The following is a 14,055-nucleotide window of genomic DNA, read 5'->3' on the forward strand; positions in this document are numbered from 1 at the left end:
TATGCCGGTGCGGGTTTTGACGTTTCTTTCGGACGGTGATGCATGACTCAAAATACAGCAATTCCCATGGTCGATTTGCGTGCGCATTTTGCGCCGCTGCGGGATGAAATATTGACGGGGATAGGGAAAATTCTCGACGATGCTAGTTTTATCCTGGGAAATCAGGGGCGTGCGCTGGAGGCGGAGGTGGCGGGTCTTTCCGGTGTTGCCCACGGTGTGGGCTGTGCTTCCGGTACGGACGCCCTGACGCTGGCCCTGCGTGCCCTGGAAATCGGTCCCGGCGACGAGGTGATCGTCCCCACCTTCACCTTCATTGCGACTGCGGAAGCGGTTCTTTATGTGGGTGCCACGCCGGTTTTTGTGGATGTGGATGATCGTTTTTACGCCATGACAGTGGCCGGTATCGAGGCCGCCATTACGCCGCGGACCAAAGCGATCATCCCTGTACATCTCTACGGATTACCGGCAGATATGCCCGGCATCATGGCGCTTGCTCACAAGCATGGCTTGCGGGTGATTGAGGATTGTGCCCAGGCTATTGGTGCCCAAATTAACGGACAAGGGGTGGGCAGCTTTGGCGACATCGGTTGTTTTTCTTTTTTCCCCAGCAAAAATCTTGGCGCTGCCGGAGACGGCGGCATGGTGGTAACGGCGGATGCGGAGCTGGAACGCAAATTGCGCGGGCTGCGCAACCATGGTTCCTGGCAGACCTACCATCATGACGTATTGGGCTATAACAGTCGTCTCGACGAAATGCAGGCGATGATTCTTCGGGCGGAGTTTCCACATCTCGCAGCCTATAACGACGGACGGCGGCAGGCGGCAGGGTGGTACGCCGAGCATCTGGTGGGTCTCGACCTGCAATTGCCGGAAGCTCCAGCAGGTTATCACCACGTATTCCATCAGTTCACCATTCAGTTGAATGCGCGGGATGCGGTGAAGACCGCCCTCCATGCCGAAGGCATTGCCAGCGCCATTTACTATCCGATTCCAGGACACCAGCAAAAGATGTTTGCACACCAGGCCCAAACCCATTGTCCGGTGGCAGAGCATCTGGCGGAGCGGGTGCTCTCCCTGCCCATGTTCCCGGAACTGCGTGAGGAGCAGATAGCCAGGATCGCTACCGTGATCCGTCGCACCCTGCACGGCTAGGGCCTTGAGCAAGGCCTTTATCCTCGCGGTAGAGCGTTCCGGCGAAAATCTCGGGCTGGAAATCATGGCGAATGCCGCGCAGGCGGGACTTGATCTGCAATGGTCCGGGGTGGTCGGGTCCCGTCTACAGGCGGCGGGCGTGCAAAATATTGCCAATGGTGAAGTGCTGGCGATGATCGGGTTGGTCGAAGTCTTGCGGCACTACGGTCGCTTGCGCAGGCTTTATGGGCAAATTCGGCAGCATCTGCAGGCGGAGCGGCCGGCTTGCGTGGTGCTGATTGACCATCCTGCTTTCAATCTGCACGTTGCCAAGATGGCTAAGCAGATGGGCATTCGAGTGCTCTATGTGGTGGGTCCACAGATCTGGGCCTGGCGCTCGCAGCGAATTCATCAGATCAAGCGCGTCGTGGACCACATGCTGGTGCTTTTTCCTTTTGAGGTGCCCATTTATGCACAGGCGGGGGTGCCGGTGCATGTGCTGGCCCATCCCTTGCTGGCGCAGACTGCGACGGCGCAGTATGGGATGGATGCGCGGGCAGCACTGGGACTGACGGCAGGGGGGCCGGTGCTGGCGCTCCTGCCGGGCAGTCGCCGCGGCGAGCTGGAACGTCTGACTCTACGCTATGCGGAAACGGCGCGACGTTTGCGCAACCAAATGCCGGAACTGCGGATTCTGGTGGCCTTGGCGAGGGAGGAGTTGCGCCCCCTCTGGGAGCGACTCTGGAAACAGGGTGCGGGGCCGGAAGATGCGCAGTTGGTGGTCGCTCAGACGCAAACCGTGCTGGCAGCCGCTGATGTGGTGCTGGTCGCCTCCGGTACCGCCACACTGGAAACGGCACTCATGCGGCGCCCGGCGGTTGTCGTTTATATTTTGAACGCACTCACCTTTGCTGTCGTCCGAAGACTGGTGAAAACTCCCTTCGTGGCCATGCCCAATATTTTGCTCAAAGAGGCCGTATATCCGGAATTCCTCCAGGACGCCTTCGAGCCCGCCCAAGTGGCTGGTGCACTGGCGGCGCTTTTGGGGCCGGCGGGTTCCGAGCAGGTGGCGAAATTGCAGAAACTGCGTGGCCTGCTGGAAGGCAATCCCCCCGAGCAGTTGCAGCAGGTGCTCCGAGAGATGCTGGCATGAAAACGGTAACGCCATGAAAAGCGCCCCCATCCTGGAACACTATGGACCCTGGTGCGCGGGTGTGGATGAGGTGGGGCGAGGGCCCTTGGCGGGTCCGGTGGTGGCAGCGGCGGTGATTCTGCGCGTACCTCTTCACGGTCTGGACGATTCCAAGAAAATGACGGCAGCCGCACGGACATATTGGGCCGCACGTATCCGCCATGAGGCCCTGGCCTGGTCGGTAGCCCGGGCTGCAGTCTGGGAGATCGAGCGCTACAATATTCTCCAGGCGTCGTTGCGTGCCATGGCGAGGGCTATCGTCGGCCTGCCCAGGCAGCCTCGGCGGATTCTCGTCGATGGCAATCAATCGCCTCCCGGTTGGCAGGTAGAGACGCTGGTGGGCGGCGATGGCCGGGTGGACGCCATCGCTGCCGCAGGTATTCTGGCCAAAGTGACACGGGATGAGGAGATGCAGTTGCTCGACCGATATTATCCTCAATATGGGCTGGCGCGGCATATGGGTTACGGCACGGCGGTGCATCTCCAGGCATTGTGGCGCTGGGGTCCCTGTGCCCTGCATCGGCGCGGCTTCAGACCTGTCGACCAGGCCTGGGAGGCGCAATGATGGGTGCGCCGCAGTTTGTCCATCTGCACGTACACTCCGAATATTCCCTGGAAGACGGAATCATTCCGGTCAAGGCACTGGCCAGACGCTGCGCGGAGCGGGGCATGCCAGCCGTGGCGATCACGGATCACGGCAACCTTTTTGCCCTGGTGAAATTTTATAATGCGGCCCGGGCACAGGGCGTCAAGCCATTGATTGGCAGTGAAGTCTGGGTGCATGACGGGGCAGAACCGGAACAGCCGGTCGGCCTTATCCTGCTGTGCATGGACAAAACCGGCTATCGTAATCTCAGCCGCCTGCTCAGCCGGGCTTACCTGGAGGGCAGTCGCCACGGCCGTCCGCAGATCGACGCGGCATGGCTGGAAGGGGCGAGCGACGGTCTCATTGCCCTGTCTGCGGCTGGGCAAGGGGAGATCGGGCGTGCCCTGCAGCGCCATCCGCAACAGGCGGAAAGCCGGGCGCGATACTACGCAAGGCTTTTCCCGGAACGTTTTTATCTGGAAGTGCAGCGCAACGGTGAGGCGGGGCAGGAGGCCCTGGTCCAGGCCACGGTGGCGTTGGCGGAAAAACTGGATTTACCGTTGGTGGCCACCAACAATGCCCACTTTCTCGATGCGGCGGACTTTGCGGCCTTCGATGCGCGACAGTGTATTTCTGCAGGTGTTACCCTGGACGACCCGCGCCGTCCACGGCGTTTTACGCCGGAGCACCGCCTGCCGGACCCCGAAGAAATGCGAGAGCGTTTTGCGGACCTGCCGGAAGCTTGCGACAACACCGTCGAAATTGCGCGACGCTGTAATATGGAGCTGGTGCTCGGGCGTTATGCGCTACCAGACTATCCCATTCCCGCCAGCCAGTCCGTGGATGAATATTTGCACGACGCGGCGCAAAATGGTCTGCAGGAACGCTTGCGGGAGCTGCGTATCAGTGGCGACGCCACGCTGCCTTATCACGAGCGCCTGTTGCGTGAGGTCGGCGTCATTCAGCAGATGGGCTTCCCCGGTTATTTTCTCATCGTCGCGGATTTCATCCAGTGGGCAAAAAATAATGGCGTGCCGGTGGGACCTGGGCGTGGTTCCGGCGCCGGATCGCTGGTGGCCTACGCCCTGCGGATCACCGATCTCGATCCCATCGGCAATGGCCTGTTGTTCGAGCGCTTTCTCAACCCCGAACGCGTTTCCATGCCTGACTTTGACGTGGATTTCTGCATGGATCAGCGTGACCGTGTCATTCAGTATGTGGCCGACAAATATGGTCGTGACCGGGTCGGCCAGATCATCACCTTCGGGACGATGAAGGCGCGGGCGGTAGTGCGTGATGTCGGCCGGGTGCTGGGTCTACCTTATGGCTTTGTCGACCAGTTGGCCAAGCTGGTGCCGGGTGATCTGGGAATGACCCTGGCGAAGGCCCTGGAGGAATCGGAGGAGCTGCGGCGACGCCAGGCTGAGGAAGACGACGTCCGCGACCTGCTGGACATCGCCCTGCGCCTGGAGGGTTTGCCACGTCACGCCTCGACCCATGCGGGTGGCGTAGTGATCTCTCCGGAGCCGCTGGCCGACCGTCTGCCGCTCTTTAACGACGGCTCTGAAGGGGGTGGTAATGTCACCCAGCTCGATAAGGACGATGTCGAAAAGATGGGGTTGGTGAAGTTCGATTTTCTCGGTCTGCGTACCTTGACCATCATCGATATGGCGGTCAAGCTCATCAACGCCGATGCGGCAGCGGCGGGTCGTGAAGCCGTGAATATTCAGCAATTGCCTTTGGACGATGCGGCGACTTTTGCCCTGCTCAAGTCCACCGAGACGGCGGCGGTCTTCCAACTGGAATCATCGGGTATGCGCGATCTGGTGCGGCGCCTGCAGCCGGATACCTTTGAAGATATTGTTGCCCTCGTCGCCTTGTTTCGGCCGGGACCGCTACAGTCGGGTATGGTGGATGATTTCATCGCCCGCAAACACGGCAAGGCGCAGGTAACCTATCTGCATCCGGATCTGGCACCGATTCTCCGGGAAACCTATGGGGTGATTGTCTATCAGGAACAGGTCATGCAGTCCGCCCAGGTGCTGGCGGGTTATTCCCTCGGCGGTGCCGATTTACTGCGGCGGGCCATGGGCAAGAAAAAGCCGGAGGAAATGGCCAAACAGCGCAGCATTTTTCTGGAGGGAGCCCACAAGAACGGTTTGGTCGCGGACCAGGCCGGGGCCATCTTCGACCTCATGGAAAAGTTTGCCGAATATGGCTTTAACAAATCCCACTCGGCAGCCTATGCCCTGGTGTCCTACCAAACCGCTTATCTGAAGGCCCACTATCCACAATTTTTTATGTCTGCCGTGCTGACCGCAGATATGGACCACACCGACAAAGTGGTGGCGATGATTGCCGAGTGCGCGCGCATGGGCCTGCGCATCGCTCCACCGAGCGTTCAGCACAGTGTGCTGGAGTTTCGTCCGGAGGGGGATGGTGACATCCGCTTTGGTCTGGGTGCCATCAAGGGCTTGGGACGGGCGGCCATTCAGGCGATTCTCGACGCCCGTAAGGGGGGCGCCTTCCTGAATCTTTTCGATCTGCTCTGCCGGGTGGATACCCAGAAAATCAATCGTCGTGCCCTGGAGGCATTGATTCGCGCCGGAGCCATGGATGACTGGGGCGTGTCGCGGGCCAGCCTGATCGCGTCCGTGGACCGTTGTATGGAAGCAGCAGCGCAGTTTCAGAGCAGTCAGGCGAGCCTGCAGGAATCATTGTTTAGCGGACAGGAGGCGTTGCGGGTAGCGCCGCCGCTGGTGTCGGCCGAGGCATGGAGTCTCACTGAAACCCTGCGTCAGGAACGGGAAACTCTGGGTTTTTATCTCAGTGGTCACCCCATGGACAGTCTGCGGGATGATCTGGCGGCGCTGGGAACGATGCCTCTTGGAGACGTCTGTGTCGGGGCCACGGTATTGGTGGCGGGGTTGGTGGTAGCGCGGCGCAGCACCCGGACCAAGCGCGGTGATCGTATCTATTTCCTGACCCTCGATGATGGTCGGGGGCGGCTGGAGGTCGTCGTCTTTGGCGAAGTCTGGGCGCAGGCCGGCAAGATCCGAGAGGGCGAGGAGCCGGTGCTGGTTCTGGGTGAGGTGGGCGAGGACAGCTATTCCGGTGGCCTGCGGCTCAGTGCCATGCGTCTGCTGGATATGGCACAGGCGCGGGAGGAATTGGCTGCACAATTGACCTTGGAACTGGGACTTACGGCAGATATGGCTCCGCAAGATCTGCTTGCCGTGCTCCGTAAATACCCCGGCCAAACAGCCTTGCGCCTGCGTTTGCGGGTCGCAGACGACATTATCGCGCAATTGCGGGTGACGGAAAACCTGAGCTTTGCGGCGAGTCCCGCCGCCATTGCCGCCCTGACGGCGTTAGCACCCACGGCACACTGGCACTGGAGCTATCGGCCGGTGACCCTTCTCGTCAATAATGTCGTCCCCCTGGAGCGTGCGCGGCACGCGGCGCGACGCCCGGCCTGAGCGCCGGCCCTGTTCGGAATGGTAAGGAGTGAACATGAAGATCAGTTATCTGGACTTTGAACAATCGGTGGCGGAGCTGGATGCCAAGGTGGAGGAACTCCATGCCCTGAATCAGCCGGGTATCGCCGATGACATCAGTCGTCTGGAAGTCAAGGCGCGCAAGGAGTTGCAGCGTATTTACAGCAAGCTAGGTGCCTGGCAGACGGTACAGGTGGCCCGTCATCCACAGCGGCCCTACACCCTGGATTACGTGCAGGCCCTGTTCACGGAAGTACAGGTGCTGGCAGGCGACCGTGCCTTCGCTGATGATCAGGCTATTATCGGCGGCCTGGCCCGCTTCAACGGACAGCCTATCGTCTGGATGGGACATCAGAAGGGCCGCGACACCAAGGAAAAGATTCAGCGCAACTTTGGGATGCCGCGTCCGGAAGGTTATCGTAAGGCCTTGCGTCTGCTTCGCCTTGCCGAGCGTTTTGCCTTGCCGGTATTTACGTTCATCGATACGCCCGGAGCCTACCCGGGTATTGGTGCCGAAGAGCGCGGCCAGAGTGAGGCCATAGCCCGTAATCTCGCAGTGATGTCTGACCTGGCGGTACCCATTATCTGCACGGTCATTGGTGAAGGTGGCTCCGGCGGGGCCCTGGCGATTGGCGTGGGTGACCGGATGCTGATGCTGGAGTATGGAGTGTACTCCGTCATTTCGCCGGAAGGCTGCGCCTCCATCCTCTGGAAGAACGCGGCTATGGCCGCCGAGGCAGCGGAAACTCTGGGTATCACCGCACGTCGTTTGCAAGGAATGGGTCTGGTCGATGAAGTGCTGGCCGAACCCCTCGGTGGCGCGCATCGAGATCCGGAAGCGGTCTTTGCGCTGGCACGCGAGCGTTTCGCCCATCACCTGCAGGAGTTGCAGGCGATGGATATCAGCAAGTTGCTGACCACCCGTTACGAACGTCTGATGCACTATGGAGTCGTCGGCGCTGCCTGAACTGGAGCGGCGTCTCCAGGCACGTCTGCAGGGGGATCTGCGCCCACCGTGGGGACGCACCCTCTATGTGGCTTACAGTGGCGGCGGGGACTCCACGGCGCTGCTCGTGGCACTGCTTTCTTTAGGGTACGAGATCCAGGCCTTGCATGTGGATCACGGCTGGCACCCGGACAGCGCTCAATGGGCCCGGTTCTGTCAGCAGCGGGCCAAGGCTCTGGGGGTTCCTTTCACCCTGCTGCATCTGGCTGCAGATACACCGGGCGAGGGGCCGGAGGATCAGGCCCGGCGTGCCCGCTATGCCCTCATGGCGGCGCAGCTGCGGCAGGGGGACTGGCTGTTCACGGCGCAGCACCTCGAAGATCAGGCGGAAACCGTGCTTTTGCAACTGTTGCGCGGTACCGGCGTGGCGGGGCTGGCGGCCATGCCCCGGCAGCGCCCGCTGGGAGCCGGGCTTCTGGTTCGGCCCCTGCTGGACGTACCCCGGCAGGTGTTGCGGGATTATCTGGAACAGCGGCACTTACTCTTTCTGAATGATCCGGCCAATGCCGATATGCGCTACGACAGGGTGCGGATACGTCGCATCCTGCTCCCGCAACTGCAGGAACTGGGTTGGCCCCACGCGGCGATCAGTATCGCCCGCGCTGCGGACAATCTCGCCGACATGGGGGAAATTGCGGCGGACTGGTTTGACCTGCGTTGGCAACAGTATCGGGTAGACCATCCGGATCTCTCTGCCGAGGTGCTCCCTCTGGGGTATCTCCATACGCTTTCTGTTGCGGCACAGCGGGTTTTTTTGCGCGGCTGGCTTCAGCATCTGCGGATACCCGTGCCGGGCCGGGAGCGTCTGGAGGTGCTGCGGAACGCGGTGACGCAGGGACGCGGGGGCACGAGGATTCAGTGGGAAGGGGGACAGGCTTGGCTGCAGGGTGGAATACTGCGCGCCTGGCCACAACCGCGCGCTACGGCGGAAAGGGAATGGCAAGCAGGCCCCTGGTGTGCCGCTCCGGGAAAACCGCTGCCGATCCCCGGCTGGGAGTGTGCCATCCGGGCCACGCCACCGGCCGACCTGCATCACCCATTGGCTGAGCGTTTTACAGGGACGACGCTGTACTGGCGCCGTCGCCGCCAGGGGGAACTCACCCTGAACGGACAGGGGCAGCATCGGTCGCTGAAGAAACTGCTGCTGGAGGCGGGGGTCCCACCGGATCTGCGTGCGGATGTACCCCTGCTCTGGGACGAAACGGGGCATTTGCTAGTTATTCTGGGCTACTATACCGCACCCTGGGCGAGTGCCCCCCGCGGAGAGCCGGCACTCTGCCTCTGGAATACCGGCAGTCAGTCTACCGCCGGCAGTGGCGTCGGCTCGATATAGCGCAGCGGCTGCCCGTGGGCATTGGGGAGAATTTCACCTTTGTCGAAAACCACCCGGCCGCCGACAATGGTGGTAACGGGCCAACCCGTCAGGACCCAGCCATTGAAGGGACTCCAGCCCACTCTGGTAAACATCTCCTCATTGCGGACGGGCCTTTCATGGACCATATCGACCAGGGTGAGATCGGCATCCCAGCCGATGGCAATACGCCCCTTGTTTGCCACGCCATAGAGGCGCGCCGGGTTATAGCACATCCAGCGCTGCAATTCGGCGAGACTGCAATGACCGTCGCGCATGGCGGTGAGCATCAGGGGTAGGCTGGTTTCCACGCCGGGCATACCGGAGGGTGCGCGGGGATACCCCAAGGCCTTGTCCGTCAGCAGATGCGGGGCGTGATCCGTAGCGATACAATCGATTACACCGCTGCGCAGCCCTTCCCAGAGGACCAGACGATCCTGCTCACTGCGGATGGGGGGATTCATCTGCGCCAGGGGACCCATTTTGGCATAGGCATCGGTCGTCAGGAAAAGATGGTTGGGAATCGCCTCACAACTGATGTAAGGCGTCTTCTCCTGCCGTAAGAATTCGGTCTCCACGCCTGTGGAGAGATGCAGGATGTGTAGACGGCGCTGATATTTTTTGGACAACCGGACGGCTCGCCGGGTAGCCATCAGTGCCGATTCTTCGTCGCGGATACGGGAATGATCTGCGGGTTCGCAACTGCCGCTGAACTGGGCGCGCCGCTCGCGGATGCGAGCCTCGTCTTCCGCATGGACCGCTATCAGTTTGCGGCCATGCGCGAAAATACGGTCCAGGTCCTTTTCCTGGTCCACCAGCAGGTTGCCGGTACTGGCGCCCATAAAAATCTTGATGCCGCAGGCGGCGTCGGCCGCCAGAAGACTGTCGAGGTTATCCGGGGTGGCCCCGATAAAAAACCCGTAGTTGACCACGGATTTTTCGGCTCCGCGCGCCAGTTTGTCCGCCAGAGCGGCGGGGCTGGTGGTGGACGGATTGGTGTTGGGCATTTCCAGAAAACTGGTGACGCCGCCCTTGGCCGCTGCCCGCGAGCCACTGGAAATATCTTCCTTTTGTTCATTGCCGGGTTCGCGGAAATGTACCTGCGGGTCCATAACGCCAGGCATCAGCATATGGCCTTTGGCGTCAATCACCGTATCGGCAGTGCGGTCTATATCCCGACCGATGGCAACGATACGGCCATCTTCGGAAAAAAGATCCCCGTGATACAGTTCACCGGAGGGCAGTGCGATGCGCGCGTTACGGATCAGCAGGCGCATGGCATCAGTCTTGCGCCATCTGCTTCTCGCGTTTTTCTTCCAGCGTTTTGCAATCGATGCACAGGGTGGCGGTAGGGCGGGCTTCGAGGCGGCGCAGACCAATCTCCACACCACAGCTTTCGCAGTAGCCATATTCGCCGGCCTTGATGCGGTCGAGAGCCTGGGTGATCTTGCGGATCAGCTTGCGTTCCCTGTCGCGGGCGCGCAACTCCAGACCCATATCGGTCTCCAGGCTGGCCCGGTCGTTGGGGTCGGAATAGTTGACGTTTTCCATCTGCATGTGCTGCACGGTACGGTCGACTTCCGCCATCAGTTCACCGCGCCAGTCTTCCAGAATCTTCTGGAAATGGGCGATCTGCGCCGGGCTCATGTATTCTTCGCCGGGAACGGGCTCGTAGGGAGTGAACGCGGTGAACTGCTGGGCGGCGCCGGGCGCTACTGGCGTTGGCGGGAGCATGCTTTGGTCCATGGAAGCTTCCTGTCTTTGCGATAAATCCGGTTACGTTTAACAGAGAAAAGCCGTTTTGGCAATCCATGACATGCTGGGTACAATGGTCCGGCCAGACTGCGGGGATTTTGCGGATTGCGGATGGTTTTGGTGGTTTTCCTTATAAACTCAGGGGATAACGATTTATGCCTTTGCGCGCGCTGATCTTTGATGTGGATGGTACCCTCGCCGATACCGAGAGGGATGCCCATCGGGTGGCCTTCAACCGGGCTTTTGCAGAAATGAGCCTTCCTTTTCGCTGGGATGTGCCGACCTACGGACACTATCTGAAGGTTACCGGCGGCAAGGAGCGCCTCAGGGCTTTCCTGAACGATCATCCCCAGTTGCCGCAACTGAGCGATGCTGATATTGCCTCTATCCACCGTCAAAAGACGGGGCATTACGTGGAGATGATGAATGCCGGGCTATTACCGCTACGCCCCGGGGTGGAGCGTTTGCTGAACGCGGCGCGGGATCATGGTCTGCTTCTGGCCATCGCCACGACCACCACGCCAGCCAATGTCGAGTCGCTGTTAAAGAGCACCCTGGGCGCGGAGGCGCCGCAGCGCTTTCATACCATCGGTGCCGGAGATATCGTTCCCCACAAAAAGCCGGCACCGGACATTTATACCCATGTGCTGGGTCAATTGGGTTTGTCTGCCGCAGACTGCCTCGCGATCGAAGATTCGGCGAACGGGCTGCAATCAGCCTGCGGCGCGGGGCTCGCCACCGTTATTACCCAGACAGAATATACCCAAGGACAGGACTTCAGCGCAGCGCTGAGGGTGCTGGATCATCTGGGAGAAAAGGCATCCCCTGCGCAGGTCTTGCAGGGTCGTTCCGCCGGGGAACGGGTGATCGTGGATATTCCCACCCTGCGAGAGTGGTGGGCAGAGAGCCGTGAACATTGAGTATGTGGGAACAATGACGGGCCTCCGACCGGACTTTTGGGTACCGTCAGGGAAGGCGCACCGGGTATCTGTCGGGTACCCGTCAGTTTTTGGGGGGCGGTGCCTTGCCGCAGTGGGCGCAGACCCCGTTGACCACCAGTTCCATTTCAATCATGGAATAGTCGGCTGGCAAGCGGGGCGCCGGGACACTGCTCTCAGGCAGGCAGAACACCCGACCGCAGGAGACACAATGAAAATGCGGGTGTTGGGTGGCCATCTCTTCACGGCGGGCGCTGAAACGCCATACCCGGTCGTCTGCCGTGATCCGGTGGGCCAGCCCGATCTGTACCAGCCATTCCAGATTACGGTAGAGACTGACGCGATCCACCCCCCCTGTTTCCGAGGCTTCCAGGCGCTGCTGGAGCTCGGGGTGACTGAGGGGTTGCTCGGCTTCCAGAAGCGTCTTGAACACCACCACCCGTAAACGCGTGACACGTTGTCCGGCAGCGCGGAGACGCTGCGCCGCGTCAGTATCGGAAACTGTTGCAGCGAGGGGGTAAGGGACTGATGAATGCGCCATGGAGTCATGCTAGAGCAGAAGATGGGAAGCGCGCAAGCAAGGGTTCTACCGGGCTTCTCTGGACAGCGCCCCACCCGCCGCGCTAGATTTTCAGTCAGGCCCACTCAGGAGTTCCCCATGTCTTCAGAAACCATTACCGTCGGTCAACCTGCACCCCGGTTTCATGCCGCCGCCTATGGTAAGGCGGCTTCCATCAGCCTCGATGACCTGCGCGGAAAGGTTGTGGTGCTCTATTTTTACCCCAAGGATGACACACCGGGTTGTACGACAGAGGGCCAGGAGTTCACGGCGCTCTACCCGGAATTCCAGGACGCTGGCGCGGAAATTCTGGGGGTTTCCCGAGATACCCTCGCCAGCCATGAAAAGTTTTCCTGCAAGTTCAATTTCCCGTTCCCGCTCTTGGCAGATACCGACGAAGCACTTTGCAACGCCTTTGATGTGCTCAAAAAAAAGAACAATTACGGCAAAGTCAGTATCGGTGTCGAACGCAGCACTTTCGTGATCGACCGGGAGGGCAAGATTGCCTACATCGGGCGCAAGGTAAAGGCCGCCGGACATGCGGCCGCCATTCTGCAAATCGTCAAGCAGCTACCATGAGTCCCCGGGAAGTGGCAGCCTCACAGGAGGTAAAGGCACGCCTTTATATTCTGGACACCAACGTGCTGATGCACGACCCCTCAGCACTGTTCCGTTTCCAGGAACATGACATCCTGCTGCCGATGGTCGTGCTGGAGGAATTGGATCAGCACAAAAAGGGCCTGAGTGAACAGGCGCGCAACGTGCGCCAGGTCAGCCGTTATCTGGATGAGATGCTGACAGATACCGCTGATCTGGATCGAGGTTTGGTGCTGCCTTATGCTCAGGGACGACTTTATTTCCAGACGGCTGCGCATCAGCAGGCGCTGCCGGAAGACCTGGCCAGCGGCAAGGCGGATAATGAAATCCTCGCGGTGACTCTGGCCTTACAGAATCGCCATCCCGAAAAGGATGTGATTCTGGTCAGCAAAGACATCAATTTACGCATCAAGGGGCGCACCCTTGGCATCCGGGTGGAGGATTATCAGAACGATCGCGCCCTGGACGACGTGGATCTGCTCTACACCGGCGCAGAGACCCTGAGCGCGGATTTCTGGGACTTGCACAGCCGCGATCTGGATGCCTGGCAGGAAAGCGGGCGCAGCTACTACAAGATCAGCGGGCCGGCCATTCAGCGCTGGCATTCCAACCAGTTTATCGCCATCAATATGGAGGAGGAGGCCACCGAGGACTTCGCGGCGATCGTCCGGGAAGTACATCCGGAACACGCCATCATCGAACGCATTACCGACTATCGGAGCGACCGGCACGCCGTATGGGGCATCCTGGCGCGTAATCCGGAGCAGAATTTTGCCTTGAATCTGCTCATGGATCCGGACATCGATTTTGTCACCCTGCTGGGTCATGCGGGCACGGGCAAGACGCTGCTGACGCTGGCGGCGGCGCTGCATCAGATTTTCGAACAGAAGCGCTACTCGGAGGTCATCATCACCCGTGCGACGGTGCCTGTGGGTGACGAGATCGGTTTTCTGCCTGGTACGGAAGAAGAGAAAATGCTGCCGTGGATGGGGGCGCTGGAGGACAACCTGGAAATTCTGGCGCGTGGCAGCGATGAGGGCGGCAGTTGGGGGCGCAGCGCGACGCAGGACCTGATCAACAAGCGGATTCGCATCAAATCCATGAGTTTTATGCGTGGGCGTACCTTTCTGGAGAAATTCGTCATCATTGACGAGGCGCAGAATCTGACTTCCAAGGAAATGAAGACCCTGATCACCCGTGCCGGTCCGGGGACCAAAATCGTCTGCCTGGGTAATATTGCCCAGATCGACACGCCCTATCTGACCGAAACCACCTCCGGTCTGACCTATGTGGTGGATCGCTTCAAGGACTGGGCCTACAGCGGACATATCACCCTGCGTCGTGGGGAGCGTTCGCGTCTGGCGGATTTTGCCAATGATGCCTTGTGATCCCCTTGTCTCCTGACCCGCTGAGCCCGTAGACTGCGCGCAGGGCATCGGGGGG

The 14,055-nt window shown here is 60.4% G+C and carries 12 protein-coding genes; 9 read left to right on the top strand and 3 right to left on the bottom strand.

All coding sequences use genetic code 11. The features are described 5' to 3' along the window. Positions 1–42 precede the first annotated feature (42 nt). Genes AFERRID_RS11370 through tilS form a run of 6 tightly spaced genes read left to right on the top strand, consistent with a single transcriptional unit; the run spans position 43 to position 8,745 of the window. The gene (locus AFERRID_RS11370; RefSeq protein WP_113525743.1) at positions 43–1,152 is read left to right on the top strand and encodes a DegT/DnrJ/EryC1/StrS family aminotransferase; all 1,110 of its coding nucleotides are present in this window, start codon (positions 43–45) and stop codon (positions 1,150–1,152) included. A gap of 4 nt (positions 1,153–1,156) precedes the next feature. Continuing rightward, positions 1,157–2,284 (top strand): lipid-A-disaccharide synthase, encoded by a 1,128-nt coding sequence (gene lpxB, locus AFERRID_RS11375; RefSeq protein ID WP_113525744.1) that lies wholly within the window; start codon positions 1,157–1,159, stop codon positions 2,282–2,284. Positions 2,285–2,297: 13 nt separating this feature from the next. Then, a complete protein-coding gene (locus AFERRID_RS11380) occupies positions 2,298–2,888 on the top strand; it encodes a ribonuclease HII (RefSeq protein ID WP_126605221.1) in 591 nt (196 codons plus the stop codon). Beyond that, positions 2,888–6,388, top strand: coding sequence for a DNA polymerase III subunit alpha (gene dnaE, locus AFERRID_RS11385; RefSeq protein WP_126605716.1), 3,501 nt, complete (start codon positions 2,888–2,890; stop codon positions 6,386–6,388). Before AFERRID_RS11380 ends, dnaE begins: the two co-directional genes overlap by 1 nt. A 34-nt stretch (positions 6,389–6,422) precedes the next feature. Next, the gene (locus tag AFERRID_RS11390) at positions 6,423–7,373 is read left to right on the top strand and encodes an acetyl-CoA carboxylase carboxyltransferase subunit alpha (protein WP_126605222.1); all 951 of its coding nucleotides are present in this window, start codon (positions 6,423–6,425) and stop codon (positions 7,371–7,373) included. After that, the gene (gene tilS, locus AFERRID_RS11395; protein ID WP_126605223.1) at positions 7,351–8,745 is read left to right on the top strand and encodes a tRNA lysidine(34) synthetase TilS; all 1,395 of its coding nucleotides are present in this window, start codon (positions 7,351–7,353) and stop codon (positions 8,743–8,745) included. Before AFERRID_RS11390 ends, tilS begins: the two co-directional genes overlap by 23 nt. Here the strand turns inward: tilS and AFERRID_RS11400 are convergent. Both AFERRID_RS11400 and dksA read right to left on the bottom strand, forming a co-directional pair. Then, positions 8,709–10,040, bottom strand: coding sequence for a dihydroorotase (locus AFERRID_RS11400; protein ID WP_126605224.1), 1,332 nt, complete (start codon positions 10,038–10,040; stop codon positions 8,709–8,711). The two genes, tilS and AFERRID_RS11400, sit on opposite strands and share 37 nt — an antisense overlap. A 4-nt stretch (positions 10,041–10,044) precedes the next feature. After that, a complete protein-coding gene (gene dksA, locus AFERRID_RS11405) occupies positions 10,045–10,509 on the bottom strand; it encodes an RNA polymerase-binding protein DksA (protein WP_113525749.1) in 465 nt (154 codons plus the stop codon). Positions 10,510–10,673: 164 nt separating this feature from the next. On the opposite strand from dksA, the gene AFERRID_RS11410 reads away from it, so the two are divergent. Continuing rightward, positions 10,674–11,438, top strand: a complete 765-nt coding sequence (locus AFERRID_RS11410) for an HAD family hydrolase (RefSeq protein ID WP_113525750.1) — start codon at positions 10,674–10,676, stop codon at positions 11,436–11,438. An 82-nt stretch (positions 11,439–11,520) separates the two neighbouring features. On the opposite strand, the gene AFERRID_RS11415 is transcribed toward AFERRID_RS11410, so the two are convergent. Next, entirely contained in the window at positions 11,521–11,997 is a 477-nt protein-coding gene (locus tag AFERRID_RS11415) for a Fur family transcriptional regulator (protein WP_126605225.1), read from the bottom strand. 117 nt (positions 11,998–12,114) lie between these two features. Between AFERRID_RS11415 and AFERRID_RS11420 the strand changes: the two genes are divergently transcribed. Both AFERRID_RS11420 and AFERRID_RS11425 read left to right on the top strand, forming a co-directional pair. Next, complete coding sequence (locus AFERRID_RS11420) at positions 12,115–12,594, top strand: peroxiredoxin (protein WP_113525752.1); 480 nt, start codon at positions 12,115–12,117, stop codon at positions 12,592–12,594. Continuing rightward, positions 12,591–14,000, top strand: a complete 1,410-nt coding sequence (locus AFERRID_RS11425; RefSeq protein ID WP_126605226.1) for a PhoH family protein — start codon at positions 12,591–12,593, stop codon at positions 13,998–14,000. Before AFERRID_RS11420 ends, AFERRID_RS11425 begins: the two co-directional genes overlap by 4 nt. Positions 14,001–14,055 lie beyond the last annotated feature (55 nt).

Origin of the sequence: Acidithiobacillus ferridurans (assembly GCF_003966655.1) — a bacterium.
Classification (GTDB): Bacteria; Pseudomonadota; Gammaproteobacteria; order Acidithiobacillales; family Acidithiobacillaceae; genus Acidithiobacillus; species Acidithiobacillus ferridurans.